Annotated in this window: 25 protein-coding genes and 1 pseudogene; 2 read left to right on the forward strand and 24 right to left on the reverse strand. The window is 52.2% G+C overall.

Features of this window, described 5'->3' with window-relative positions; genetic code table 11:
* Nucleotides 1–5: 5 nt before the first annotated feature.
* From KJW29_RS10630 to metH, 14 genes are all read right to left on the reverse strand, one after another.
* On the reverse strand, nucleotides 6–677 hold the full coding sequence (locus KJW29_RS10630) for a GNAT family N-acetyltransferase (protein WP_214631086.1): 672 nt from the start codon (nucleotides 675–677) through the stop codon (nucleotides 6–8).
* A 41-nt stretch (nucleotides 678–718) separates the two neighbouring features.
* Complete coding sequence (locus KJW29_RS10635) at nucleotides 719–1,381, reverse strand: GNAT family N-acetyltransferase (protein ID WP_214629778.1); 663 nt, start codon at nucleotides 1,379–1,381, stop codon at nucleotides 719–721.
* Entirely contained in the window at nucleotides 1,378–2,244 is an 867-nt protein-coding gene (locus KJW29_RS10640) for a carbon-nitrogen hydrolase family protein (protein ID WP_214629779.1), read from the reverse strand. Before KJW29_RS10640 ends, KJW29_RS10635 begins: the two co-directional genes overlap by 4 nt.
* A 36-nt stretch (nucleotides 2,245–2,280) precedes the next feature.
* On the reverse strand, nucleotides 2,281–3,639 hold the full coding sequence (locus KJW29_RS10645; RefSeq protein ID WP_187100506.1) for a HAMP domain-containing sensor histidine kinase: 1,359 nt from the start codon (nucleotides 3,637–3,639) through the stop codon (nucleotides 2,281–2,283).
* Nucleotides 3,636–4,334, reverse strand: a complete 699-nt coding sequence (locus tag KJW29_RS10650; RefSeq protein ID WP_087569280.1) for a response regulator transcription factor — start codon at nucleotides 4,332–4,334, stop codon at nucleotides 3,636–3,638. The genes KJW29_RS10645 and KJW29_RS10650 overlap by 4 nt, the downstream gene beginning before the upstream one ends.
* Nucleotides 4,335–4,437: 103 nt before the next feature.
* Complete coding sequence (locus KJW29_RS10655) at nucleotides 4,438–6,069, reverse strand: serine/threonine-protein kinase (RefSeq protein WP_214629780.1); 1,632 nt, start codon at nucleotides 6,067–6,069, stop codon at nucleotides 4,438–4,440.
* A gap of 183 nt (nucleotides 6,070–6,252) precedes the next feature.
* Complete coding sequence (locus KJW29_RS10660; protein WP_214629781.1) at nucleotides 6,253–7,269, reverse strand: SAM-dependent methyltransferase; 1,017 nt, start codon at nucleotides 7,267–7,269, stop codon at nucleotides 6,253–6,255.
* 31 nt (nucleotides 7,270–7,300) lie between these two features.
* Nucleotides 7,301–7,642 (reverse strand): cyclic-phosphate processing receiver domain-containing protein, encoded by a 342-nt coding sequence (locus KJW29_RS10665; RefSeq protein ID WP_108992872.1) that lies wholly within the window; start codon nucleotides 7,640–7,642, stop codon nucleotides 7,301–7,303.
* Between the two features lie 28 nt (nucleotides 7,643–7,670).
* Nucleotides 7,671–8,477 (reverse strand): Fpg/Nei family DNA glycosylase, encoded by an 807-nt coding sequence (locus KJW29_RS10670; RefSeq protein WP_214629782.1) that lies wholly within the window; start codon nucleotides 8,475–8,477, stop codon nucleotides 7,671–7,673.
* 7 nt (nucleotides 8,478–8,484) lie between these two features.
* On the reverse strand, nucleotides 8,485–9,327 hold the full coding sequence (locus KJW29_RS10675; protein WP_246608684.1) for a TIGR01457 family HAD-type hydrolase: 843 nt from the start codon (nucleotides 9,325–9,327) through the stop codon (nucleotides 8,485–8,487).
* Nucleotides 9,324–10,628, reverse strand: a complete 1,305-nt coding sequence (locus KJW29_RS10680; protein WP_214629783.1) for a ribonuclease H-like domain-containing protein — start codon at nucleotides 10,626–10,628, stop codon at nucleotides 9,324–9,326. Before KJW29_RS10680 ends, KJW29_RS10675 begins: the two co-directional genes overlap by 4 nt.
* The gene (locus KJW29_RS10685; protein ID WP_214631088.1) at nucleotides 10,625–12,913 is read right to left on the reverse strand and encodes a DEAD/DEAH box helicase; all 2,289 of its coding nucleotides are present in this window, start codon (nucleotides 12,911–12,913) and stop codon (nucleotides 10,625–10,627) included. The genes KJW29_RS10680 and KJW29_RS10685 overlap by 4 nt, the downstream gene beginning before the upstream one ends.
* A gap of 101 nt (nucleotides 12,914–13,014) precedes the next feature.
* Nucleotides 13,015–13,980 (reverse strand): ribonuclease Z, encoded by a 966-nt coding sequence (gene rnz, locus KJW29_RS10690; RefSeq protein ID WP_214629784.1) that lies wholly within the window; start codon nucleotides 13,978–13,980, stop codon nucleotides 13,015–13,017.
* Nucleotides 13,981–14,100: 120 nt separating this feature from the next.
* Nucleotides 14,101–17,481: a methionine synthase gene (gene metH, locus KJW29_RS10695; RefSeq protein WP_425517556.1), complete on the reverse strand. Its 3,381-nt coding sequence runs from the start codon at nucleotides 17,479–17,481 to the stop codon at nucleotides 14,101–14,103.
* 169 nt (nucleotides 17,482–17,650) lie between these two features.
* Between metH and KJW29_RS36085 the strand changes: the two are divergent.
* Nucleotides 17,651–17,785: pseudogene (locus KJW29_RS36085) on the forward strand (acireductone dioxygenase); the annotation flags it as partial.
* Nucleotides 17,786–17,875: 90 nt separating this feature from the next.
* On the opposite strand, the gene KJW29_RS10700 reads toward KJW29_RS36085, so the two are convergent.
* From KJW29_RS10700 to KJW29_RS10715, 4 genes are all read right to left on the reverse strand, one after another.
* Complete coding sequence (locus KJW29_RS10700; protein WP_214629786.1) at nucleotides 17,876–18,667, reverse strand: HAD family hydrolase; 792 nt, start codon at nucleotides 18,665–18,667, stop codon at nucleotides 17,876–17,878.
* A 21-nt stretch (nucleotides 18,668–18,688) separates the two neighbouring features.
* Nucleotides 18,689–19,159 (reverse strand): hypothetical protein, encoded by a 471-nt coding sequence (locus KJW29_RS10705; protein ID WP_246608685.1) that lies wholly within the window; start codon nucleotides 19,157–19,159, stop codon nucleotides 18,689–18,691.
* An 80-nt stretch (nucleotides 19,160–19,239) separates the two neighbouring features.
* Nucleotides 19,240–19,446 carry a DUF896 domain-containing protein gene (locus tag KJW29_RS10710; RefSeq protein ID WP_087569367.1) on the reverse strand — a complete coding sequence of 69 codons (207 nt, stop codon included), beginning with the start codon at nucleotides 19,444–19,446 and terminating at the stop codon, nucleotides 19,240–19,242.
* A 180-nt stretch (nucleotides 19,447–19,626) separates the two neighbouring features.
* Complete coding sequence (locus KJW29_RS10715) at nucleotides 19,627–20,001, reverse strand: LysM peptidoglycan-binding domain-containing protein (RefSeq protein WP_214629787.1); 375 nt, start codon at nucleotides 19,999–20,001, stop codon at nucleotides 19,627–19,629.
* 158 nt (nucleotides 20,002–20,159) lie between these two features.
* Here KJW29_RS10715 and lexA point away from each other — a divergent pair, with 158 nt between their 5' ends.
* On the forward strand, nucleotides 20,160–20,783 hold the full coding sequence (lexA, locus tag KJW29_RS10720) for a transcriptional repressor LexA (protein WP_087569368.1): 624 nt from the start codon (nucleotides 20,160–20,162) through the stop codon (nucleotides 20,781–20,783).
* Between the two features lie 151 nt (nucleotides 20,784–20,934).
* On the opposite strand, the gene glnA is transcribed toward lexA, so the two are convergent.
* The 6 genes from glnA to KJW29_RS10750 all read right to left on the reverse strand — a co-directional run bounded on the left by glnA (nucleotide 20,935) and on the right by KJW29_RS10750 (nucleotide 26,408).
* Nucleotides 20,935–22,263 carry a type I glutamate--ammonia ligase gene (gene glnA / locus KJW29_RS10725; RefSeq protein ID WP_214629788.1) on the reverse strand — a complete coding sequence of 443 codons (1,329 nt, stop codon included), beginning with the start codon at nucleotides 22,261–22,263 and terminating at the stop codon, nucleotides 20,935–20,937.
* Between the two features lie 30 nt (nucleotides 22,264–22,293).
* Nucleotides 22,294–22,704: a MerR family transcriptional regulator gene (locus tag KJW29_RS10730; RefSeq protein ID WP_087569304.1), complete on the reverse strand. Its 411-nt coding sequence runs from the start codon at nucleotides 22,702–22,704 to the stop codon at nucleotides 22,294–22,296.
* Nucleotides 22,705–22,764: 60 nt separating this feature from the next.
* Nucleotides 22,765–24,057, reverse strand: a complete 1,293-nt coding sequence (locus tag KJW29_RS10735) for a methionine gamma-lyase family protein (RefSeq protein WP_214629789.1) — start codon at nucleotides 24,055–24,057, stop codon at nucleotides 22,765–22,767.
* Between the two features lie 41 nt (nucleotides 24,058–24,098).
* Nucleotides 24,099–25,070: an AAA family ATPase gene (locus tag KJW29_RS10740; protein WP_214631089.1), complete on the reverse strand. Its 972-nt coding sequence runs from the start codon at nucleotides 25,068–25,070 to the stop codon at nucleotides 24,099–24,101.
* A 109-nt stretch (nucleotides 25,071–25,179) separates the two neighbouring features.
* Nucleotides 25,180–25,854: a YdcF family protein gene (locus KJW29_RS10745; RefSeq protein ID WP_214629790.1), complete on the reverse strand. Its 675-nt coding sequence runs from the start codon at nucleotides 25,852–25,854 to the stop codon at nucleotides 25,180–25,182.
* Complete coding sequence (locus tag KJW29_RS10750) at nucleotides 25,851–26,408, reverse strand: ribonuclease FAU-1 family protein (RefSeq protein ID WP_087569307.1); 558 nt, start codon at nucleotides 26,406–26,408, stop codon at nucleotides 25,851–25,853. Before KJW29_RS10750 ends, KJW29_RS10745 begins: the two co-directional genes overlap by 4 nt.
* Nucleotides 26,409–26,569 lie beyond the last annotated feature (161 nt).

Below are 26,569 nucleotides of genomic sequence, written 5' to 3' on the forward strand. Positions count from 1 at the left end.
TGTACTCATAGAGCGAGTAGACGTACTTCTTCCCGGGATCTCAGCTGCTGGATCATGTCCAGCCATGCTTGAGGCTTATTCGGCAGCGCGGAATAATAAGTCGTCAGGAACTCTACGACGAGCGCGGCAGGAATGGCATCAAGCTCCTCGCTGCGGGGTAGAAAACAGAGATCCAGCTCGGACACCGCTTCACCCGTATGCTCCCAGGAAGGATGAACGTAAGTCAGGTCCAGACGCCGGTATCCGATATGCGACAATACCTCACGACGCACAATGGGATTCATTGGAGATACGCCGCCGAATTCATGGGAGACCGCCCGATAGGGATCGTATACCTCCGCAAACATGCCGATAGGCTCCGTACCTGATTGCTCCGCAAGCCGCTTCAAATCCTTCTCCCTGTTCGTAAGCAGGAATCGGCCGATTCCGAGTGCAGGCTTGCCAATGATGGTGAAATCCGTCATCGCTACGCGCATGTCCGGATAATAGCGATATTCGGTCGCGCCTACCACAGCTTCCTCCTTGAGCGCAACATAAACATGGATGCCGGGATCTTGCAGCGGCTCAGCCCAAAGATCATAAGCCAACACTTCCTCAGGCGGGAATATCGTGCCAAGCAGCTCATGGAGGGAGCGGAAATACGGATCTTGAATAGATTGGATACGATGATAAGTCAACATGGATATTCCTCCTGCGTGTCATATATGTAATGAAGTAGTTAACTTTTGAACGGATTACGCCATTCCATCAGAACGGCATAGTTAAGCGACTGCTCATCCTCCAGATAGCCGTCCGCGATGCCCACCGGCATGCGGCCGCAGCGCAGCAGGAACGAAATGACGGGATCGTTCCACTCGCCGGACAACACTTTGGCTACGTATTGTTCGGGAGTCGCCGTGCCGACTCGTTCTCCGTACCCCGGCATGCGACCTCCTCCAAGCAGTCTGTCCAGTCCAAGATGGACGACTGTCTCGTACAAGGTTTGCATCATCCACTTGCCCAGACCCGATTGACGGTAAGTAGGAACGACTCCGATATCAACCACATACAACGTTTGGCCTCGCGGGTTATGATTCCGGATATAACCGTCACCGGTTACCGCCGACCAGCTGTGATCATGGCCGTAATCCGCCATATCGACGATGAGTCCGGTCATGGAGCCTACAATAACGCCATCGATCTCGGCGCATATTGCGCCCTCGGGAAATGTCTCTACATGGCAAGCAAGCTGCTCCTCGTTCCATAGCAGATCTTCCGGGAAAGGCGGCGGGAAACAAGCCTTCTGAACATCGATCAGACCAGCGAAGTCGTCTCTGCCGTAATTACGGATGACAGCTTTGACGAGCCGGCCTTCCGATCGAACATACAGCTCCTTCCTCATCGCGGGCTCCAGTCCGTATACAGATCGACTCTACGGTCTCTCCATGTCATGACCGATCCATCCTTCCTAACCTGCTCCAGCAAGGTTAGATCCAGATCGCCAACGACGAGCATATCATCGTTCACGACTCCTTCCGCGATAATGCCGCCTGGCGGGAACGGAATATCGTTCGGCGCTATAATGGCGGCCTGTCCGAAGTTGGCGCGCATAAAGTCAACGGTACGGAGCGAGCCGACCGTTCCTGTCGTCACGACGTAGACCTGATTTTCGATTGTTCTGGCATGACAGCAGTATCTTACCCGGTAGAACCCATGCCTGTCATCCGTGCAGGAAGGACAGAAAATGACATCCGCGCCCTTGGCTCTAGCCATTCGAACAATTTCCGGAAACTCGATATCGTAGCAGGTTAACATCGCGATCGTACCGAATTCCGTCTGGAACACCTCGACGCCTTCGCCCTTGGACATATCCCACTCCGTCACTTCAGTTGGCGTGAGGTGGATTTTGTCCTGGGTATCGATCTTCCCGTCCGGATGGAACAGGAAGGCTCGATTACGGCGTTTGCCGCCCTCAGTAGCGACTACATGCGTTCCGCCTATGATATACATGCCGTATTCGGCAGCAAGCGACCGGAACAACTCCACATAAGCATCCGTAAAGGTTGGCAGGAGCTCGATCGGAAGTGCTTGGCCCTGCTCATCTCCGATCGACAGCAATTGAGTTGTCATAAACTCCGGGAATAACAAGAACTGAACTCCGTACTCCGACGCGTTGCGTACGTAATGAGTTACTTGAGCACGGAATTGCTCGAAGCCGTTAATATCCGTCAGCCGATATTGCACGGCAGCCGTACGAAATTTCATGATGCACCTCCGGTATTAGTTCGTGTTCGACCTCTATTAAGATTTCCGCTGCTTGAATTGCAGGGTGATCGTCGTGCCGAGATTCGGCAGGCTGAATACGTCGATCTTGCCTTCGTGCATATCGACGATCCGTTTCGCGATGGACAATCCTAATCCTACGCCTCCCGTCGTGCGGCTTCTTGCGCTGTCCACACGGTAGAATCGCTCAAAGAGATGCGGGATTTCATTTTCCGGAATGCCCATGCCTTTATCTTTCACTTCAATTTTGACGATGTTTTTGGATTGGGAAACAGAGATGTCGATCGGCTCCTTGGAGTATTTGATCGCATTGTCCAATAGGGTAACGAGCAGCTGACGAATTTTATCTTTGTCGCCAGACATTCGAATGACTCGGGAGAACGTCTTGACCCGAATCTGCCGCTGGAACGTCGTTTGCAGCATCGTGGACAGCTCGTCTACGACCTGCACCACGTCGAACATCTCCAGCGTGAGCCAATCCTCCTGCTCCGCTTCTGCCAGCATCAGCATCGACTTGGTCAAATTCTGCAGTCTCGTCGCTTCCTTCGCGATCGCATCGATCGCTTCGTCCCGCACGCTTTCGTCATCGCGGCCCCAGCGCTTGAGCAGACCCGCGTAGCTGCTGATGACCGTTAGCGGCGTCTTGAGCTCATGCGAAGCGTCGGCGACGAATTGCTTCTGCCGCTCGAAGGTCCGGTCCAGCCGTTCGATCATCTGATTGAATGCCCGCACGAGCTGTTGCAGCTCCGCGGAGTCTTCGCGGCCCGTGACATCGATCTGTCGCAGCTTGCCGCTGCGATCGATTTCCCGCATCGTATTGACCATCTGCTGGATGGGTGCGGTTAACCTTGAAGTGAACCAATAGGTTCCGAATATCGCAAACAGGATCGCTCCGGCGCTCGTGACGCTTAACGCTCCAACAAGCACTTGCAGATAATTGTCGAGCTCATCCAAAATCCGGTTGATCTCCAACATCCCGATAACCTGGCCATCAGAATATAGCGGGACACGCATGTAGATAATACGTTCCCCGCTCTTGGTCAACATGCCGGTATGATGATAAGGTTCGAACGTAGCGGGCAGCTCCAGCAAACTGGCGTTAGTACCCGTAATATTCAGCACCCTGTTATTCGGACCGATGATCCTGATCATCTCGTTCGCGTTATGATATTCCTTGAGCAGATCCGGAGAGGAGAGTCCGCGCCCGCTCTGAATGCGAGGGTTCTCCAGCATCAGATTCATCTTGGTCGTAATGACCTCTTCTTCGCTCTCCGTCGTAATTTTGATTACGTAAAAATAGACGAAAATATTAAAAAAGATGAGGATAAGTATTAACCAGAAAATCGTAAAGAGCGTAAACCGTTTGCGAAGCGTCATGCATCCGGCTCCTTAATCATATAGCCGACTCCTCGCACGGTATGAATCAGCTTATGCCGATACCCCTTGTCCAGCTTTTGCCGCAGATAACGGATATATACGTCGACCAGATTCGTTTCTCCGATAAAGTCGTAGCCCCATACTTCCGACAAAATATCCTCGCGAGACTTCTCCTCGTTGCGATTCTCAACCAGGTAAACAAGCAATTCGAATTCCCGAGGCGTCAGCTCAATGAGAATATCCTTGCGGTACACCTTGCGGGAGCGCAGCTCGATGGACAGATCGCCCAGCTTGATAATATCGGAGCCTTCCGCTTCTTTAGGGTACTGCTGGAAGATACGGAGAATGTTGCGGACACGCGCCAGCAGCTCCTCCATAGCGAACGGCTTCGTTATATAATCATTGGCGCCGTGCTCGAAGCCGCTTACCTTGTCAGGGACCGTATCCCGAGCTGTCAATAATATAATGGGAACAGGGTTGCCCGCCTGACGGATCAAGCGCAACACCTCGATGCCGCTCATCTCCGGCAGCATGACATCCAGCAGAATCAGCTGCCACTCGCCCGTGGAAGCCATCTCATAGCCCGACCGTCCATCCGGAGCAACGCCTACCGTATATCCCTCATGCTCCAATTCCAATTGCAAGATTCGAGCGATTCCTGCTTCATCTTCTACGACCAAGACGCGTTCATTCATAACGTGAAGCACCTTCCCTCTAGCAAAAATAATATATTCATCATAATTGAAGGCGCCAGAGGATTGCAAGCCGCATCATATTCGCCGGGGTCCTGGGAACGTCTCACTCCATCAACTTATCGATTAATGGCTGCAAAGCGATTGACAGCATTTGATCGAGCTGCTTGTGATCGGTGAGCCACTTCCCGCTCCAAATCAAGCTCCATAATTTTTCTTGCGGCAGCAGCGGTACGATGGCAGAAGGAGCGTCAGGCAGCATCGACAGCCAATATCTGTCATATCCAAAGTTTGTATGTTTGTTTGCAACATAATGGAAGACGCGACCTTGCTGAAGCGACTCCCCGCGGAGCCGTTTCAGCCTCTCCAGCCGTGCCGGCTGCCACTTGTATACTTCGGGATCGGCAATAACGATTATGTGATCGGCTTTGCGAATGAGCGGGACGGATTCCGGAGCTTCCCACTCGCCGGATAAATCCACAATTTCAAATTCGCCTCTGTTCAGGCGAAGCTCTAACTCGAAACGCGACCATTTGTCATCCGCTTCATTGTTTGCATATAACTCATGATCGGTTAGCAGCCACCTTACAGGCGCAGCCGCGCTCTTGGACTTGACCCGTCCTCTGTTATTAAGCCCCTTCGCTCCTCCCCCCTTCTTCCAGTAAAGCTCTGATTCCCCCTTCATCGCAGCAGGCAGCAACTCGCACCACACCGGAGGCAATCCGGCATATTCGGCAGCCGTCACCGTCCTTCCACGTCTAGCAAGCAGAACGGCCAGCGTAATGGTTAACAGGGTTGCTCCGGCACCTCCCGATAAACTTAATAAAACAACTCGCACAGGACTATCGTTTGTTGCTTCATTCTCGATTCGTTCTATTCGTGTTTGCTCTCTCTGAACTTTGTCCTCTCCAAGTAAAGTTCTCATCGACGTTTCAACCTCGCGCATCGATTGGAAACGCGACTCCGGATTCCAATGCAGCAATCGTTCTAACAATGCTGCAAAGGAGCCGCGAACAGCTGCCGGCAGCCTGAGTTTCCCTCTCCCGTTGTCCCCATAACGAACGCCTCTTTCATCCGAAGTAGGCGTGCCAGTCAGCAAACTCAGCATCACAGCTCCAAGGCTGTAAATATCGCTCCGAGCGTCGCTCTGCAATCCTCGCAGCATTTCTGGAGCGGCGTAACCTGATGTTCCGAGCACCATCGTATCGCCTTGCTTTCCTTCCTTGTATATTCTCGATATCCCGAAGTCAATGAGCTTGACCGTCCCCGAACTGTCGATCATGATATTGGAAGGCTTCAAATCCCGATGAATGATCGGTCTCGGCTGCTCATGCAGATATAATAACGCAGAACAGAGCTGCAAACCGATCCGGAGCACATTGAGGTTCGTCATCGGTTTGCGCGTTTCTACCAGCCACTCGGCCAAGGTACTGCCTTCGATGTATTCCATGACGAGCGCTTCTATACGATGCGGCATGTCCAGAGGGTAATAGTCCGTTATACGCGGAAGGTTCGGATGATCCAATCTCATCAACGTAGCTGCTTCGGACGAATCGGACGAGTCCCCGCCCTTGGATCTCGTTACCTTAAGGGCGACTCTCCGTCCTGCCAGCTTCGTGTCTCGGGCTGCATAAACAGTCCCCATCCCACCTTGTCCCGCAACTTTCTCAATGAGGTATCTTCCAGCAAATACATCGCCAATCTGAGGCATGCCACGAGTTTCCGTCTCCTCTGCCATTGCGTCCCCATCCCTTCCGGTCATATATACTCCTAATTTGGCAAAAAAAAGCATCCCGGCAGAATCTGAAAAAATCAGATGCTGCCGGGATGCTTTCCCGATAATGCCATATTGGCTACATTATATCATACTGACGCATGTTCTCAAGCCATAAGAAGGACTTTTTGAACCCGCATTTAAAGGCTACTTCTTCTTCAGGAACAAGGTGATTTCCTCGCGGTTATGAAACAATTGTTTGGCTCCAAGTACTGCAAAGCCTGTCTCCAATCGTTCCTTCACCTCTCTGATCGTCTGCAGCGGTTTCTTGTGCATCAGCTTGATCGTAATGATGGCCTTTGCGTCCCGTTTCAGGGCATCATTGAGGTCCAGCACGAGACGGGACATCAGCATCGGACTCCAGCTCATATCACAGACGAGCAGGTCGAAGGAAGCCGCCGCGAGCTTGATTTCGGATGCATTTTGCTTGAGGTGAAGCAACGCCGGATGCCCTTTAAGCGACGCATGCATATCCGCCGGATCCACGGCAGTGACCCGAAGTCCGCGCTCCAGCAGCAGCGATGTCCAGCCGCCCGGTGCGGCTCCGATATCAAGCGCATGGCCGAATTCCTCATACCGTATGCCGAATGCCCGCTCTGCCTCCAACAGTTTGAACTTCGCGCGCGAGATCTGTCCTTCTTCGCGTTGGAAGCGTACGGCTCCGCCAGGCCAATCCGACAGCATCTCCCGAGGCGTGCCGAAGCCAATGTATAAAACGTTGTCGGCGCCATAAACGGAGATAATTACATCCGGCTGTTGAACGGCAGGCTCGCTGCCTATCTCCGCAAGTACTGCATCCAAGACGGATTTCGAATCCGCAGGCGTGTAATGAAAGATCGAGCCGGAATTCCGCCTGATATGCACGGCAGTACGACGATTGCCGAATATCGACCTGTCGTTGCGGATCAGATCGGCTAACCCGTCCAGATCGCTTGCATCTCCCTTGACGACCAGTTCCCTGTCAATCGGCTGCAAATGACGCAAAAAAATCGGCGGATTTGCCCCGACCAGCCCGAGCGCTTCTTCCTTGCCCATAGGACAAACCATACGGAATACTTCGCCAGGCGCAAGCTGCGTAAAGCTGGCTCCAGGCAGAAGGCGCCGCAGTTCTTCCATCGCGTACGACGCATATTGTTGATTGGCGGTTCCGATCCATTCGCTCACTATGTATTAGCCTCTTTCATTCATAATCTAATTAACCCCGATGATTTCTTGCGATCTCGTCCAGCAGATCATGGGGCATTGGCCCTCCGAACAGTTGCGTACGATCCGGCAAAGAAGCAGAGAGCGTATGATACATGCTGTTTCTTCCCGATACGCTGGATGTATGCAAGTAGATCCGGCTCGGAAAGCGCCCCGTGCTGACGATATGCCGCACGACTTCGTCCCCGGTAGGCTGCCCCCACCCAAGATCAAAGTCGAGCGACAGAACGTCTATCTCTTCGTACTGGATCAACTGCTTGCATTCTTCCGCATTACGCGCCAATACGAATCCATCCGGGCATCGGCGGTAATCGTCCAAGTAGACATGGATCATGAGGCTCCCCTCCTCGCGGTATCGATAATTACTTCTGGCAATCCGGACAGCTGTAACACTTGCGGCCGGCCACGGAAGATTTTTTGATCGTCCCTCCGCATCGCTTGCAGGTTTGGCCTTCCAGTTCGTGTACGGCCAGCCTCTCGCGATACAGACCCGAGATTCCGTCCCCGGCGAATAGAGGCAACTCCCTCACGCCTCCATGCGAGATGGAATCGCGGACAATATGATTTAATGCGGAGTACAGAGATTCCCATTCTTCATGGCTTAATTCCGCCGTCTTTCTGTCGGGTCTCAGCCCGGCCTCGAACAAAATTTCATCCGAATAGACGGGACCGATGCCGGCAAGCAAACTTTGATCAACAAGAGCGGTTTTGATCGAGCTTCTTTTTTTAGCGTAACGCTCCATGAACTTCGCCAGTGACAGGCGCTTGTCAAGGGGATCGATCCCCCTGCTCTTCATGATGGATTCCAGTTCCTTGACCGACATCAATTCGATGTCTGCCGCCGTTACCCCGTGCAAGGCCAAAAAACGGTCATCGAATCGAATATAGATGGACGCTTCCCTCTCCAGCGTTTCATTGGATGAACCCACATAGATAGAAGCTTCGTCAGAGAGACGGAAAATCAAACGTTTGCCGTTATCCAGATGGAATACGATCAGCTCAGCCCGTCTCTCCACGAACCAGACGCTTTTGCCAACGACATCTTGTTGCAGTTCCGTTGCAACCTCGTTAATAAGATCCTCATGAAATTCCAATGCCGTGATTGCGGCTCCGGAGAATCTCTCCGCCAATAATGCTCTGTATAGTTCTAATTCCGGAAGCTCTTGCATCTTGCCTTTAAACCTCCCAGCTAGTGTCCGATAATGAAAGCTTCTGCAATGACGGCAGGTCGGCAGTAAGCTCATCCAGCGTGTCATAGATGCTGTCCGGCGTGCAGCCCGCCTGATTCTTATAGTCGTCGTAATTCTCCCTCGTCGTGAGACCCGTAAGGACAAGCGCGGTACCGCAGCCAGAAGCAATGCCTGCAGCGATATCCGTAGCCAGATTATCCCCAACGACCCATGTCTCGCGGTGAGTCAGCCCAATGCTGTCTAGCGCATAATTCATAAGAATGGAGGAAGGTTTGCCGATAACGATCGGTTCCTGACCGCTGGCCGCCTGGATCATGGCTCCTATGGAGCCTGCTCCCGGCAATAACCCGTGAGTAGATGGTACGAGACGGTCGGGATTCGTAAGAATAAAGGGAACCCCGTTCCGAATATGCTGAACCGCTTGTGCGACACGGTCATAAGTGAACTCTCTGTCTATCCCTTGTACAACGAAATCCGGATGTTCCTCCGATAACCGAAGTCCCGCTTCCGTCAAAGCTTCGCGCAGCCCTTTCTGTCCTATGACAAATACGGAGGAGTGAGGTGCAAGCTTGGCGATATAAACGGCTGCAGCCTGTGCGGAAGTGCATACATCTTCGGGACGCGCGGGAATTCCCATTGCGCTGAGCCGGCTTGCTACTTCAACTGGAGTAGCCGAAGAATTGTTCGTGACGAAACGATAAGCAATGCTCTCTCGCTGCAAGTGGCGAATCAACCGGTCCGCGCCGTCTACAGGACGCGAGCCCTGATACATCGTGCCATCAAGGTCGATCAACAATCCTTTCATGGGCACATGCTGATATTGTTTCATTTGGATAATGCTCCCAATTCTAGTTTAAGAATTTTAGACTGTATTCTTTGAATTCGTTTGCGAACGTCCTGCAGCGCTAATGTCTCCTTATCGCTCAAACGGCGGCCGCCCGATACGCTCTGCATTCGCGCAAGCGCCTCGGCGCAATAATGGAGCGACTGATGCAGTTCCTTGCTCCTATGCTCAAAATACATGGATAATTCAATACAGGCATCATGCCCGGATGCAGACAAAGAGCTGCCGGAGGCATGAACAACCTTCTGCCACAATACCACAGCACGTTGCCAATTACCAGCCTTCTTATCTCTTGCCGCAAGCTTGTTTAACGCAGATGGAGATGGTTCTTCTTGCAGCAATGCCCGCCCAAATAATTCCTCTGCCAGCTCCGACTTTCCCATATGCTCCAGCCATAATCCCGTTCTCACCAGTTCCTCTGTCTCCTCCGGATACGGAATGCGCCGGAATATATCCTCCCGCAGCAGATGTCCAAAACGGATCGACAAGCAAGCAAGCGCCAGAAGGTCAAGCTCGTTATGAACAAACACGCCCTCCAAAGGAGCGGGATCTCCATCCGCCAGAAACTGAAAATATAGCTGAGGAGCAAGAGAGCCGGGAACATCCTCCGTTCGAAAAATGCCCAATCTCTCTTCTTCGATATGGCTGAGCTTGCAGGATGCCAGAGTGTTGCGCCAGATGGATCTCGAAGGATGCAAAAAATCCAGATGAAGCGGCTGCTTGAGTTCTCTCCCCATCGCGTTCATGATCATCCGATTCTGCACAAGCGGCCAATCGAATGTCTTGCCATTATATGTGGCCAAATAACGATAATTGCTTAAGCGCTGCTCCAAATCGTACAGCATGGCATATTCCTCGGCAGGATGGCGAATCAGCGACTGCTCTACGATAAACTTATTCCCTTGCACAAAGGCAAAGCCGGTCATAAAAGGCACATTGCCCGTCCCGACGCCCAATCCGGTCGTCTCCAGATCCAGATACAAAATGGATTCGGGCTCTACTGGCTGCTGGGCAGCATGGAACTCGGACAATCCTGTTGCCGCTTCAATTAATTCTCCTAATTGATGAGTGCCGTGTTGGTAGTCAAGACTAAATTCAGTTCGACGCACCAAATAATCGCCCTTCGCGCCTCTTCGGAGCGTAACGCCGAAGGATGCCCATCCCGGATGCAGCTCCTCCTGCGGCTCGCATTCCGATTCTGACGACGACACAACCGTTTCGGTCGCCGTGCGAGCTTCGCTTGCTGCGCTAGCTCGAAGCCTGTTCATACGTTCCCGCATGCTCATGCGCCTGCACCTGCTTCCTTCAGCAGCGCCAGCGCCTGCTCTTTGCCAAGCAGCCCGACCTCTTCGATCGGCCCGACGCAAGCCGGACATCCGCTCATACAGCTGCAAGAAGTAATGAGCGTCCTTGCCCGCTTAATCAGCTCGTCGTGTACGTCGTACAACCTTTCGCTAAGCCCGATGCCTCCGGGATAACGATCATAGAAGTAGATCGTCGGTTTTTGCGAATGAATGGCTTTTACTTGAGGCACGACCCGAATGTCGAAGGGATCGCACATGAGATAGAGCGGAGCGATATGAACGAGCACGTTCGCAATGCCCAGCAGCGCGAACTGCATTTCGTTTTTGGAACGCGTAGCCGCAGCCTCGTCGCTGAAGGAAAACCAGTAGCTGCTCGTATGCAGCTCCTCTTCGGGCAGGTGAATCGGCCCTGAGCCGATGTTCTCGTGAGTGCCCAGTCGTATTTTTTTAAAAATGGTCGCCTTCGCATTTACGGTTACTTCGCCATATTGCCTAAGGAGCTCCCCCGACGTGGTCTCCTTGTCTACATGCAGCACCTTCAGCTCGACCGCCAGGTTGGCATCCGTATAATACTCGACATCGATCTCGCGCACATAAGCCTTCTTCTCCGGGTAGTCCAGCTTCTCCACCTGGAATTGCACGCCTTCATGAATATAGATAGCCTCTTCGTGGATCAAGGTCGGAGCGCTAAACCGATCAACCTCGCCAAGGACTCTGTGGTCGCTAGTCGTCATATCGATGATAACGAAGTTCTCCTGCGCAGCGGACCTCAACGAGATGTTATGCGCAGGGAAAGACTGTTCCATCCAGAACCAGCGGTCATTGGCGTAATGGAGCACTCTCTCTTCGACTAAAAACTCCATCATATCCTCCAGCTTCTCGCCTCCGAACGTATCCCCTCGCTTGAACGGCAGCTCGTAGGCCGCACACTTTACATGATCGATCAAGATCAGCAGATTATCGGGATGGATCAGCGCCCGCTCGGGAGGACGATTGAAAAAGAAGTCCGGGTTCTGGATCATGTATTGATCCAGCGGATTGCTGCTCGCCACCATAAACGTTACGGAGCTCTCCTGTCGTCTGCCTGCTCTGCCTGATTGCTGCCATGTGCTTGCGATCGTACCGGGGTACCCGTTAAGCACGCAAGCCTGCAACTGACCGATATCGATGCCAAGCTCCAGCGCGTTCGTACTGACAACGCCTCGTATCTCGCCGCTGCGAAGCCCGCGTTCGATCTCTCGCCGCAGCTTTGGCAGATAGCCGCCTCTGTATCCCCGTATGCTCTTGTCGCCAAGCTTGTCCTTGACCAGCTCCTGCAAATAAGTCAGCAGCAGTTCCACGCGCACGCGGCTGCGGGCGAATACAATGGTCTGCACGCCCTGCTTCAGAAGCAAGGCCGCGAGTCTGCGTGTCTCCAGCACGCTGCTTCTCCGTATGCCGAGCTGTCGGTTCACAACAGGCGGATTATAGAAAATGATATGTTTTTCGCCCATCGGCGCGCCGTTGTTGTCGATCAGCGTCACCCGCTCGCCAATCAGCCTCTCCGCGTGTTCGCGCGGGTTGTCGATCGTAGCCGAGGCGCAAATAAATTGAGGTTCGGAGCCGTAAAAGCGACAGATTCGTTTAAGTCTCCGGATCACGTTTGCCACATGGCTTCCGAATACGCCGCGATAGGCATGGACCTCGTCAATCACGATGTATTTGATATTCTCGAACAGCTTGACCCACTTCGTATGATGCGGAAGAATGGCCGAATGCAGCATATCGGGATTCGTCACGACGATATGTCCCGCGTTGCGAATCGCCGTGCGAACGGTGGGCGGCGTATCGCCATCGTAGGTGTGCGTCTTGATATCGACGCCCATGAGGTCGGCGACCGCCTGCAGCTCCGCCACCTGATCCTGCGCAAGCGCCTTGGTCGGAAAGAGATACAACGCTCTCCCTTCGTCGTTCTCCAGCAGGCTTTGCATGACGGGCAAGTTATAGCATAACGTCTTGCCCGAAGCCGTCGGAGTCACGGCGACGACATGATCGCCCCGCCTCGCCGCCCGGAATGCATCGGCTTGATGCGCATACAGCTCCGTCACTCCGCGAAGCCGCAGCCCCTCTTTCCAGATGGGATGCAAGTCCTCCGGCAAGGGGACGGAGACGGCCGGCCTGGACGGGATGGTACGCCAATGCGTGACATTCGCCATAAGCTCCTCGTCTGTCTTTATGTATCCGAGCCAATCCTCCAGACTGGCCGCCCTGCCCGTCCAGGTGTTCATCATTGCCACTCTCCGTTCCCCGCGCTTCCCCGCGCCTAGTCATTCGTTGTTGTCATTTTAACATACTATACAGAATTAGAATATACGTTCGATCTATTGCGTCATTCCGGACAGCCCCGCTCTTCGCCGCTGACCTTCCGCAATATCTCATAACAGCCCAGATCAAGCGCTGCCGCGCTGTTGGGGAACACCATCCGAGCTTCCCCCTCCAAATTCACCAGCTCTTCGTTGCTGTATCTCCCGCTGAAATGAGTCATCAGCAGTCGCTTCGCTCCCGCTTCTCGAGCAGCAAGAGCGGCTTCGCTTGTGGTGCTGTGCCCGAATTCATGAGCCTTAGATTCCATTCCGGCTGCAAACGTCGCTTCATGGATGAGCAGATCCGCTCCCCTTGCAAGCAACAAGGCGTTAGCGCAAGGACTGGTGTCGCCAAGCACCGTCACGATCCGGCCAGGCACGATCCCATCCGTAACGGAAGCCGGAGTCACTACGCGCCCATCCGCCAGAGTCACGGTTTCGCCGCGTTTTAATCGGCCGTATAACGGACCAGCCTCGATACCGAGTTGTTCCAGCTTGTCGGTCAGCAGCCGGCCCGGCGCATCGCTTTCGATAATTCTATAGCCAAAGCAAGATACTCGATGCAAAAGCGGTTTCGCTTCCACCTTGAAGCCAAGGCCATTATAGACGACTTCATCGCTGGCGTTTTCAGCCAATTCATGGATAACCAACTCGTAATCAAGCGTTGTTCCCGTCAATTGAAAGATTGTCTCGATGTACTTCTTCAAACCAATCGGACCGTACAGGTCCAACCGGCTGACGCCTCCGTCAAAGGATCGTGTGCTGAGCAGCCCTGGCAAGCCATAGAGATGATCGCCATGCAGATGCGTAATAAATATTTTTTCCAGCTTGCTCAGCTTCAGGGGCAGCTTCATTAGTTGATGCTGAGTTGCCTCGCCCGCATCGAACAACCACCAAGCGCAATGCGGCTCAGGCAATTGCAGCGCTGCGCCTGTCACATTCCGATGTTTATTCGGTCTGCCTGCGCCGGTACCCGTAAACCATACCTTCATCGTTTTCCTCCAACGATATTTGACGTATCTGCCAATAACAGCTTTGACCAAAGGAGCCCTCCTCATTACGGCTCATAAGGGCCGAAACGGGGAAGGCTCGCTTTCTATCGTTTCTTTGTCTTACACTTTCTCCACGTTGAAATATTGCGCCTCCGGATGAGCGAACACCATTGCGGACACAGAAGCTTCCGGCTCCATCATGAAACCTTCCGTCAGCTCAACGCCGATATCCTCGGGCTTCATGAGCTCGAAGAGAGGTCCTTGATCCTCCAGATTCGGACATGCCGGATAACCGAACGATACCCGAATCCCTTGATATCGGGCGCCATGCCGCTGCTTCATCGTCATCTCGGCAGGATCCGGATAACCGCAAATATCGCGCATCATATGATGGACGCGTTCCGCCAACCCCTCCGCTACTTCCAATGCAACGGACTGCAGCACGTGGGAGCGCAGATAGTCCCCCCCGTCCTTCCAACGATTGGCTAGATCCCTAATGCCTTCTCCGGCGGTTACAACCAGAAACCCGACATAGTCCATTACGCCGCTCTCCGTCGACTTAAGGAAGTCGGAAAGGCAGAGGAATGGCTCAACCTGCTGACGCGGAAAGGTAAATCGTTTGATTTCCCTCGTATGATCGGCAGGGTCGTAAATGATAACGTCGTTGCCCGAAGATTGGGCCGGGAAGAAACGGTACATCCCCTGCGCCTTCAAGAAGCCTTCCTTGCTCCCCTCACGAATGATTTCGTCAACGGTTGCCTTCAAATGGGTCGCCTTCTCGTTCCCCTCGGCCAGCAGCTTTTCTACCGTTCCCTTAAGTCCCAAGTGATGGCCTAGCAGCATCTGCATGTTGACGTAAGGCACGATCTGCGGGATCGGGACATCGCGCAGGACGTGACGATCCGTATCCGGCGGCGCGAATACCGGAGCATCAGGCGATATCTTCGAACGGACGGCACGCGATAACTGGGGCAGCTGCTTCTCCGTTTCCTCCGATGCGGCTCCAGACGCCTTGTAAGCTGCAAGCTCCTCTTCCAGCCGCTGCCGGTGCTCGGGATCCATTAGCTTGTTGGCTATATCGAGGCCGTCCATCGCATCCTTTGCATAAAGCACGAGACCATCATACTCCGGACCAATCCTCGTCTTCGTGAACTTGCGGGTCAGTGCGGCTCCGCCGACCAGAATCGGCGCATCGATGCCGGCGTTCCGCATGTCTTGTGCGGTGATGACCATCTGCTGAGCGGATTTCACGAGCAGACCGGACAGACCGATCGCGTCCGCTTTCTCTTTGCGGTAAGCTTCGATAAGCTGCTCTGGCGGCACCTTAATTCCCAGATTAATGATTTTATAGCCGTTATTGGACAAAATAATTTCAACCAGGTTTTTGCCAATGTCGTGGACATCGCCTTTTACCGTAGCCAAAATAATTTTTCCTTTGACGGCCGTTTCGTTTTTCTCCATAAAGTTTTCCAAATGCGTGACGGACGCCTTCATGACTTCGGCGCTCTGAAGCACCTCGGCAACGATCAACTCGTTGTTGTTGAAGAGCCGGCCGACCTCTTCCATCCCCTTCATCAGCGGGCCGTTAATAATATCAAGAGGCGCGTATTTTTTTAGCGCTTCGTCCAGATCGGGAATCAATCCTTCTTTTGTACCTTCCACAATATACGAGCCGAGACGCTCTTCCAGCGAAAGGTTGGAGATTTTTTCTTTTTTCTCGACTTTCTTGTTACGGAATGCCGCCACGAACGCTGCCAGCGTATCATCGTTCGTATTGTAGATTAGAGCTTCTGCGAGTTGACGTTCTTCCTCCGGAATGGAAGCATATCGCTCCAGCTTCTCCGTATTTACGATGGCATAATCGAGACCTGCCTTGGTCGCATGATACAAATAAACGGAATTCAGCACTTCGCGTCCCGCGTCCGGCAAGCCGAAGGAGATGTTGCTGAGTCCGAGTATCGTCTTGGCCCGAGGGTACTTCTCCTTGATCATCCTTATCCCTTCAAGCGTCTCCACGGCAGAACCAATGTATTGCGGATCCCCGGAGCCGATCGGGAACATGTTAGGGTCGAATATGATGTCCTGCGGGTTCACGCCATACTTCTCAACCAACAGATGATAAGATCGGTCCGCGACCTCCATTTTCGCCTCGCGAGACACGGCTTGGCCGCGCTCGTCGATCAGAATCATGACGACTGCCGCGCCGTAGCGATGAATCAGGGGGACGATCTTCTCGAACTTCGACTCCCCGTCTTCCAGGTTAATGGAATTGATGATCGCTTTGCCTTGCGAATATTTGAGACCCAGCTCGATAATATGATCATAAGTAGAGTCCAGCATCAGCGGCGCTTTAATCTTCTTGACGACCTGCGGCAGAAATTGGTGCACGGCGAACGCTTCGTCGATATCGGTATCCTGCAGGTTGATATCGATGACATGCGCGCCGCCTTTCACTTGCGAACGGGCAATCTCCGATGCTTCGTCGAACTTCTCTTCCTTAATAAGACGTTTAAATTTACGGGATCCCGAAATATTTGTCCGTTCGCCAATCATATAGGGACGGTTGTCCGATTCGATATAGACGGTGTCGATTCCGGATACCGCGTCGGCATGGGCGCCTTCATTCGGACGCGGCGAATAGTTCGCCAACGTCTCGGCAAGCTCCTTGATATGGGCAGGCGTCGTTCCGCAGCAGCCGCCGGCGATATTAAGCCAGCCTTGATCGGCGAACGCGGCGATTTTTTTGGCCAATGATTCCGGCGATTCATGATAATGCCCGTTCTCGTCCGGCAAGCCTGCGTTAGGATAACAACTGACCGCCGCGCTCGAGATTTCGCTTAATGTTCGAATATGATCGCGCATAAACTCAGGACCCGTCGCGCAGTTAAGACCGATGGAGATGGGATTCAAATGCTCCAGCGAGATGTAAAACGATTCGATGGATTGACCTGCGAGCGTCGTTCCCATCGGCTCGATCGTTCCGGAGATCATAATCGGAAGCGTTATCCCCGTCGTCTCGAATGCATTGCGAACGCCGATGCTGCCTGCCTTAACGTTGAGTGTATCCTGAGATGTCTCCAGAAGGATTGCGTCTACGCCGCCTTCGATGAGAGCCACCGTTTGCTCGTAATAACTTTCAATCAACTCGTCGAATGTAACGCCGCCGGTCACCGACAACGTCTTGGTTGTCGGCCCAAGAGCACCTGCAACATATCGCGGTTTGTCCGGCGTGCTGTATTTGTCCGCAGCATCCCGCGCCAGCTTCGCCGCGGCCAGATTGATCTCTCTGGCTTTCTCGGGGATGTCGTAATCCTCGAGAACGACACTCGTAGCGCCGAACGTATTCGTCTCCAGAATGTCTGCTCCGGCCTCCAGATATTGCTCATGAATCGATTGAATAACATCGGGACGCGTCAGAACGAGCATCTCATTACAGCCGTCCAGCTCCGCGCCGCCGAAATCGTCCTCCGTCAAGTTGGCTTGCTGAATCATCGTTCCCATAGCGCCGTCCAGAATCAAAATCCGTTCCTTAAGCGCTTGTTGTAAAGTCCTTCTCAACAATTCCTTACACCCTTCCTACACGTCATATGCATCCTTCATGCACCCGTTTAGTTTAACAATTAGTTTAACAGAATAGCCATTAGCTGAAAAGGTTCGTTCATCGACATTTTCGGTTCCGGAGAACAAACATCGCTTCTTCACCCTGATGGACAGCCGCCAGATTGTAGCCGTTCGCCGCTTCATCGAGACGGTAGGCTGGCTAACGTTTCCTTTCGCAGATCAACAATTCCAATCGGGCAAGTAAGGATTCCGCCAGATAAACGGCAAGCCCCTCCGGCCTTCAAATGCTGCAGAGGGGCTTTTTTTGGTTATAAATAGGAGTCCATTACAGCTATTATTGCTCCAATAAGGTAATTAGCTCTTCCAGATGGGTAATCTCGTAAGACGGTACGATCTCGTCCGTTCGGGTCGCGCCATGACGATTAATCCATACCGATGTCATTCCGATCGTATTGGCGCCAAGTATATCCGTCGTCAGCTTGTCGCCGACCATGATGCCATGCTCCGGTTCGATGCCGAGACGTTCCAGCGCATGCTTAAAGATAGGCGCAGCCGGTTTCCCTTGTCCGAATTCACCCGAAATAATAATATGATCAAAGTAAGGAATAAGTTCGGGCACTCCGTCAAGCTTCTCCTTTTGGAGATCGGGTGAGCCGTTGGTAAGCAGAAGCAGCTTGTATTTTCCTTTGAGCGCATCCAATACGCGGAATGTCTCATCGTAAACAAGCGGCCGCGAACGTCGTTCAGCCGGGAAGAGCTCCGCAAGCGTTGCGCCAAGCTCTTCGTTGTCGACGCCCAGCGCCTTAAGGCCTTGTGTCCATGCAGCCTTCCTGTATCCCGGAGCCAGTTGTTGCAGCTTGCGGAACTCAACATGCTCGCCTGCCGTGAAATTCGCCCAAAGGCCTTCAAAAGGATTAATGCCGATCATCTTCGTAAACGGGAAGGTTTCGTATGATTCGTACAAGGCTCTTGCTTCCTTGCGTACCGCCTCCTCCAACTCGTCCGGATTTAAGCCAGTAGCCGCCGCGCCTGCTTCGCAGGTAGCACGGAAAGCCTCTCTGACGCTGCGGTCATCCCACAATAATGTATCGTCCAGGTCAAATAATACCGCTTGCTTTGCTGCCATGTCCTGTATCTCTCCCCTGTGTTATTTCTCCTCGAATGTAATGCCGTGTACTTGAGCAAACGACTTCATTTTGTCGGTCATCGCCGCCGTATTGAATCGATTAAGAAGACGCGAGAACGTCCAGCCGCCGCCCTTTTTAGGCACAATCGTCACATAACCGTCTTGTACGCGAATGGAACCGATATCCGCCGCATTAAGCCGCTTGTCGCCTGTCATCCGGCGAGACTGCACATAATCCTTGCCGATCTTAAGATAGGGCTTGCGGAAAAAAAAGAGGGCAGCGAGCAAAAAATACATACCGATCGTTACCCAGCTCATCGTCGTCATAACGAATTTGGGATCTGCCGACATAATCGCGATGTACGCGCCGATAAACAAAATCAATAAAATCGGCAGCAAAAAATTGCGGCCGGTAAATCGATCCGCCTTCTCTGCATTCATCACTAACTGGCCTTCACCGTGCTTCTTGCGTTGCTTATTAATAGTAGACATGTTTTTGCGCACCTTGCGCTCCCAGGACCGTGACAGATGGATTCCTCCTTCATATAATAGCAAGCTCCCGAAAGGAGCTCTTAATGTTTGACGCCGCCGTTGCCTTCGTTCTCTTCATCCTCGACAAACTTGATTGTATCAAGCTGTTGCTTGAAGTTAGCTTTGAAGTTGTTCAGATATTTCTGGCGAAGCACATCACGTTCCTTCAGCTCTTCATCCGTTAAGCCGACGGTTTTGTTTTTGCGGGAAAGCTCGTTGATTCTGGCAATCAGACTATCAAAATCCAATTTCATTACCCCTCTCTCATGTTGCGAACACATTACTCCTACTTTGACATTTTCAATAAGGCATTGTCAAGGCGAAGCCCCCAAACGCAATTAGTTTCTATAATACACAAAAAGAGATCTCCCTAAAGAATGGGAAATCTCTAAGCACACATTATTAAATATATCGCTATTACAACTCCATCAAATATCAGGAATAATTAACTTCTGACCTGGATGTATCGTCACGTTGTCCAAATTATTGCGATTCTTGATCGAGAAAACAAGATAACCTATATCACTGCCGTTCTTAAACGAACTGGCAATGGACCATAACGTGTCACCGCTGCCTACCGTCACGACTTGCTCCGATTCGCCTGGCCCCTCAACGACCGTGCTGGAAGCATTTGTACCGATTATAAGAAAGCTGCTGAAAACAAGCGTAAACACGATCAAACTAATCATCAGCTTTGCCATATGCCTGACCAGCCAATGAGGCTGAGCAAGCTCCTTGGTTTCGCGGATATTATCATGGTATATGGAACGGTATGAGCTTGTACTTGGATTCATTATCATCATTGTCAGCACCCCAAACGTTTGTTCTGTTTTTAATTTAACACGAACAAACGTTTCCGTCAACGAAAAAATGCGAACGTCTGAGCTTAAGAACTTATGTTTGTACGAACGGCAGTTCTATGCTATAATTTGACACAATAAGATGAATGGAGTTGATGAACGTGTCGAAGATTTCCAAACGGCAAAATTCGATCCTTGACTTTATAAAGCAAGAAGTTAAAGAAAAAGGGTATCCCCCTTCCGTACGAGAAATCGCAGAGGCGGTCGGCCTGCTGTCCAGCTCGACGGTACATGGACATCTGGACCGGTTGGAGAAAAAGGGATTTATCAGACGCGACCCTACGAAACCTCGGGCGATCGAGATTTTGAGCCAGGACGATAATGACAACGTCATCCAGATGCCTGTCACACAAGTTCCTATCGTAGGTAAGGTTACTGCCGGCGTACCGATCACTGCTACGGAGAACATAGAAGACTACTTCCCTCTTCCTGCCCACTATGTTGGCGACAATAACAATGTGTTCATTCTTAACGTTATTGGCGAGAGTATGATCGAAGCCGGCATACATAATGGCGACTACGTCATCGTACGCCAACAGCAGACGGCCAATAACGGAGAGATCGTCGTCGCCATGACAGAAGACGACGAAGCGACCGTCAAAACGTTCTACAAAGAGAAGAATCATATCCGTCTCCAGCCGGAAAACGAGACGATGGAACCGATTCTTTTGCAGAACGTCACTATTCTCGGCAAGGTCATCGGACTATTCAGAGATATCCATTAAGCAGCAAACGCGGCAACGCCGGTATGGACAATTCCATATCGGCTTTTTTATTGTATTGGAAATGACGCAACTCCGAGACTTGTGAACAAAAGGTTTCAATAATGGTCAAAAACAAACCCGCTAACCATAACGGTCAGCGGGTTTCCTTGTCTTAGTACAACGTCAGATATTGATCGCGTTCCCATTGATGCACTTGGGTCCGGTACATATCCCATTCGATTTCCTTTAACTCGTAGAAATGAGCGAGAGCGTGATCGCCGAGCGCTTCGGTGATGACGCCGCTTCTAAGCATCTCTTCGAGCGCTTCCTTAAGATTCGATGGAAGGCTTGGAATTCCGGAATCAATGCGCTCTTCTTCTGTCATGATATAGATATTGCGGTCCGTCGGAGCCGGCAACGGCAATTGGTTTTGAATACCGTCGAGACCTGCCTTAAGCATAACGGCAAGTGCCAAATACGGGTTAGCGGCAGGATCCGGATTACGAACCTCTACGCGAGTAGACAGTCCGCGGGAAGCCGGGATTCGGATCATCGGCGAGCGGTTGCTGGCCGACCACGCAACGTAGCAAGGAGCTTCATAACCAGGCACCAGACGTTTGTAAGAGTTGACCGTCGGATTCGTGATGGCAGCCATCGCGCGAGCGTGCTTGAGTATTCCCGCCATGTAATAACGTGCCGTGTCGCTGAGACCAAGTTTGTCCTTCTCATTATAGAACATGTTCGTATTGCCTTGGAACAGGGACATGTGGCAGTGCATGCCGGATCCGTTAACGCCGAACAATGGCTTCGGCATGAAGGATGCATGCAAACCATGTACTCGCGCAATTGTCTTAACGACAAGCTTGAACGTCTGGATCTGGTCCGCTGCCTTAATGGCGTCTGCATATTTGAAGTCAATCTCATGTTGTCCTGGAGCTACTTCGTGATGGGAAGCCTCAATCTCGAAACCCATCTCCTCCAGCGTAAGTACGATCTCGCGGCGGCAGTTCTCGCCGAGATCCATAGGGGCCAAGTCGAAATAACCGCCGTGGTCGTTAAGCTCCGTCGTCGGTTCGCCGCGCTCATCCGTCTTGAACAGGAAGAACTCTGGCTCCGGACCAACATTCATAGCCGTATAACCGAGCACTTCGGCTTCCTTGAGCGCGCGCTTGAGGATGCCACGCGGGTCGCCTGCGAACGGCGTGCCGTCCGGCATATAGATATCGCAGATCAGACGCGCTACGCGATCCTGCGTTACCCAAGGGAATACGACCCATGTATCGAGATCAGGATATAAGTACATGTCGGACTCTTCAATCCGAACGTAACCTTCAATGGAAGAACCGTCGAACATCATTTTGTTATCAAGCGCCTTGTCCAGCTGACTGACCGGAATTTCGACGTTTTTAATCGTGCCTAGCAGGTCGGTAAATTGCAAACGAATAAAACGAACGTTTTCCTCCTGGGCAATACGTTTGATGTCCTCTTTTGTAAAACTCACAGAATCATCTCCTTTGTGTCGTTCTCCAAATTACCGTTTATTTAGGAAACGGGATAATTGTCCTTCGATCATGGACGTTCTGCCCGGTCTCTTTTCCAACAGCTGCTGCTTAAGCAGTCGGTGTAGCTGCTGATCGGACAGCTCCCTGCGCTTCACTTCGGATTGTTCGCTTACCAAGGTAGCATCGTCCGATTCCTTGGATACAGGATTCATGACCTGTTTGATGCCAGCGATGTTTACGCCTTTCTCTATCAATGATTTGATCTCTAGCAGTCGTTCGACGTCATTAAACGAGAACAACCGTTGATTGCCAGCGGTCCTGGCAGGCACGATCAATTCGTGCTGTTCATAATAACGGATTTGTCGCGCCGTCAAATCGGTCAGCTTCATGACGATGCCGATCGGAAATAGGGCCATGTTTCTGCGTAATTCATCTGCCAATTCGCATCAACCTTCCAGTCCTCATTTATAGCTTCATTGTATCGTCGAGCCACAAATGTGTCAAGTTATGTAAGGTTTGATCACAATCAATCCGCTTTTAACCAGCTTCTCCAGCGCGATCAGAACGCCGTATTTGGCATGTCCATAAGTCAGCCCGCCTTGCATATAGGCAATGTAAGGCTCTCGAATAGGCGCATCCGCCGACAGTTCCAGACTGCCTCCTTGCATAAAGGTACCTGCAGCCATAATGACGGGATTGTCATAACCAGGCATGTCCCACGGCTCCGGCACAACATGAGCGTCTACTGCCGCCGCTTGCTGAATGCCCTGGACGAAAGCGATAAGCGGCTCGGCGCTACCGAACCGGACAGCCTGTATGAGATCCGTTCTAACTTCGTTCCAAGCCGGCTTCGTCTCGAAACCCAGCTTTTCGAACAACGCAGCGGCCAGGATACTGCCTTGAACGGCTTGTCCCACCATATGAGGGGAGAGAAACAGTCCTTGGAACAAGGAGCGCAGCGTCCCTAACATGGCTCCTACGTCTCCCCCGATTCCTGGAGCGGTCAGCCGGTATGAGGCTGCTTCCACGAGTTCTCGTTTGCCGGCAATATATCCCCCTGTTTCCGCAATGCCGCCTCCCGGATTTTTGATCAGGGAACCTGCGATGAGATCGGCGCCTGCCTCCGTTGGCTCTTGTAGTTCCGTGAATTCGCCGTAGCAATTATCCACGAAGACAATAAGATCCTCTCGAATGGCTTTTACCCTCGTCACGATTTCTCCAATCTCAGCAACTGTAAAGGAGGCACGCCAAGCGTAACCTCTGGATCGCTGCACGCCAATGACCTTCGTCCGCTCTGTAATCGACGCTTCGATGCCATCCCAATCCAGGCTGCCATCCTCCAGCAGTGCAACCTCGCCGTAACCGATACCGAAATCTGCAAGCGAGCCCGTACCGTCGCCGGCCTTGCCGATTACTTTGTGAAGCGTATCGTAGGGCTTCCCCGTTACATACAGAAGCCCGTCTCCGGGACGAAGCACACCGAACAACGCGCAGCTGATCGTATGGGTGCCGGATGCGAAGTGGGGACGAACAAGCGCAGCTTCGGCCCCCATAACATCGGCGTAGACGAGATCAAGCACCTCTCGCCCACGGTCGTTGTAGCCATAGCCAGTCGAGCCTGCAAAGTGGAAATCGCTGACTCCTTGTCGTTTGAACGCTTCAATAACCTTCCACTGATTGCGCTCCGCTATCCGCGCTGTACGACGGAATGCTTCCGCCGCTTCGTCCTCTGCACGATCAGCGAGCGCAATCAGTTGCTCCCAAACCTGTTCTCTCTCTAGTTGCTCGTTCATCACTCTGTTTGTCTCCCTTTCGTCATGCAGTATAGCTTAAATCATAGCTTTAGATCCTCTGGACGAATGGTCATTAATTCGCCCTTCGCCGGGATGGAATTGGAGTATTGACCGATCAGGCGGACAGCCTGATGCCGGATCGCCTTTTCGATGGTATTGCGCACGAACCGGGCATTGCTGAAGGAGAAGAGATCGTTTTGCTTCTCTTGCATCAAATGCTGTCGGAGCTTGAATACGGTTTGAGGCAGCATGACGTAATCGCGTTCCTTTACCATCAGCTCGCCAATTTGCAGCAACTGATCCACAGAATAATCCGGGAATTCGATCTGGATCGGGAACCTGGATGGCAGGCCCGGATTCGTCATCAGAAATTGCTCCGTCTCAAGCGGGTAACCGGCCAAAATGAGAATGAACCCGCTTCGATGATCTTCCATCGCTTTGACAAGCGTATCGATCGCTTCTTTGCCGAAGTCCTTCTCCCCGCCTCGAGCGAGACTGTAAGCCTCGTCGATAAACAATACGCCGCCAAGCGCTTTGCGTACGAGATCCCTTGTTTTTTGCGCGGTGTGTCCGATATACTCGCCGACAAGATCGGCTCTCTCTACCTCGATGAGATGTCCTTTCGCAAGCACGCCCATCTTCTGGAACAGCTTGGCGATAATTCGGGCAATCGTTGTTTTGCCCGTCCCGGGATTGCCTTTAAAGATCATATGATAGACTTGCGAACCGCCGAACAATCCCGCTTCTGTGCGCATCCGGCTAATGTATAACAACGCATAAATTTCGTATACCAGATTTTTGACGTTTTCCATGCCGATCATAGGTTCAAGTTCCTTCTGAATCTCTGCGAAGTGATCGACTGCCGGCAACGGTTTGACGCTTGGAAGCGGTTCGAGTTCCAGCGCATGCGCAGAAGCCGCTCCCGCTGACTCATGGCTTCTGAGCACCACGTTGATTTGACGGGAAGGTCTGGAGGATCCGCTGCCTGGTCCCGATATGACGTGTCCGTTCATCTGACGCATCACCTGTCCTTTGTACAGAAGCTGTAGCGTAACAGTAACCTGCCGCATTACAATCTTATTCTCTCTCAGGACAGCATATTAGCAGATTCACGGCAACGAGTTATCGGGACAAGAAACCGATGCGCATCAGCACGGAATCCAGCTTCCATTTCGTATAAGCGAGCACCTCGCGGGAATCATTATAGAACTGGTTCAGAACGCGAGATTTGACGCCTGTTACAAGCGCCGGCTCGAAGCCGGCAAACTCTGCCATCTCCTTCGCTCTAGGCGCATGATAGTCATGCGTAATGACGACAAATTCGCTATAGCCCGCTTCCTCGCCGATTCGCTTGCCGAATACGAGATTCTCGTAGGTATTGCCAGCCTCCATCTCCAGGATCAGCTTGTCCTCCGCCATTCCCTTCGACGTCAAGTAGTTGCGCATGCCCTCCGCCTCTGACAGCTTCGAGGATACGCCGCCATAACCGCCGGACAGAATCAATACCTCTACAACACCATCTTTGTACAGCTGGTAGGCATAATCCAGCCGTTCTTTGAGTGCCGGACTGGGGACATCATTCCAAAGGGCTGCGCCAAGCACGATGCCCGCATCAGCGCGCGTCCCCTCTTCAAGCTCGGGAATCGTATGATTAAGATACCATGCCGCGTATAAGCACCAGGCAATGCTCGCGAACAATACAACTACGAATAGACGAAAGAAAAGCAGCCACGGCCGCCTGGAAGACTTACGGCGGCGGCGCGTGCTGCTCCTCCGATGCTTGACACTGCTCTTCATGACTCGCTGAGCTCCCCTGTTCGTTCCATGAGGCTCTTGCGATGCTTGAGACTAAGCGTGAAATAACGGAATCTGCCATTGCGAATGCTTGACAGCAGCCTTCCTGCCGTCTTGCGCGCAAGCGCGGCATCCTTGTTGGAGACGGCGCCTTGCCTGAGGGCGTCCTCCAGTTCGTCTTCGTCCATTAAATACACTTCGCCGCTTGGCAGCACGACAACATCCAGATACAGATCGTCGAACCACGGCACTTGCTGATCAGTCAAACCTTGCGTCTTGCACACGTCGATATACCATTGCACGACTCGGCCCTTGTCATCAAACATTGTCGTTACGACAAAGTGCTCGCCCTTGGGAAAGTGCTGCATCCATAAATAACCACGGTCTGCCAGGCAGAGCCTTCGTCCGTCATATTCTTTCCAGAGAGGCTCCCTAAGCTCATGGATCCGGTAGAAGGTTACGAGCCCTCTAAACTCGTCTCCATCAAGCGCCAGGCAAGAATAACTTCTTCGCAATATGCGGCGCCAGTTCGCGCGATCGGAAAATTTTCTCTTCATACGGAACGTACCTTTCCGTTCATTTAGGAATGACGTCCGCCGCTCCAATGGGACGGCCCACGTGTTCACGAAGAACACTCCTATAGAAAAAGATTACCATAACTTAACGTCCATCTCCAGCGCATGGGGAAAATAAACCAAGCTCTGTTAGCAGAAAAGCA

The organism is Paenibacillus agaridevorans (assembly GCF_018604145.1).
Taxonomy (GTDB): Bacteria; Bacillota; Bacilli; order Paenibacillales; family Paenibacillaceae; genus Pristimantibacillus; species Pristimantibacillus agaridevorans.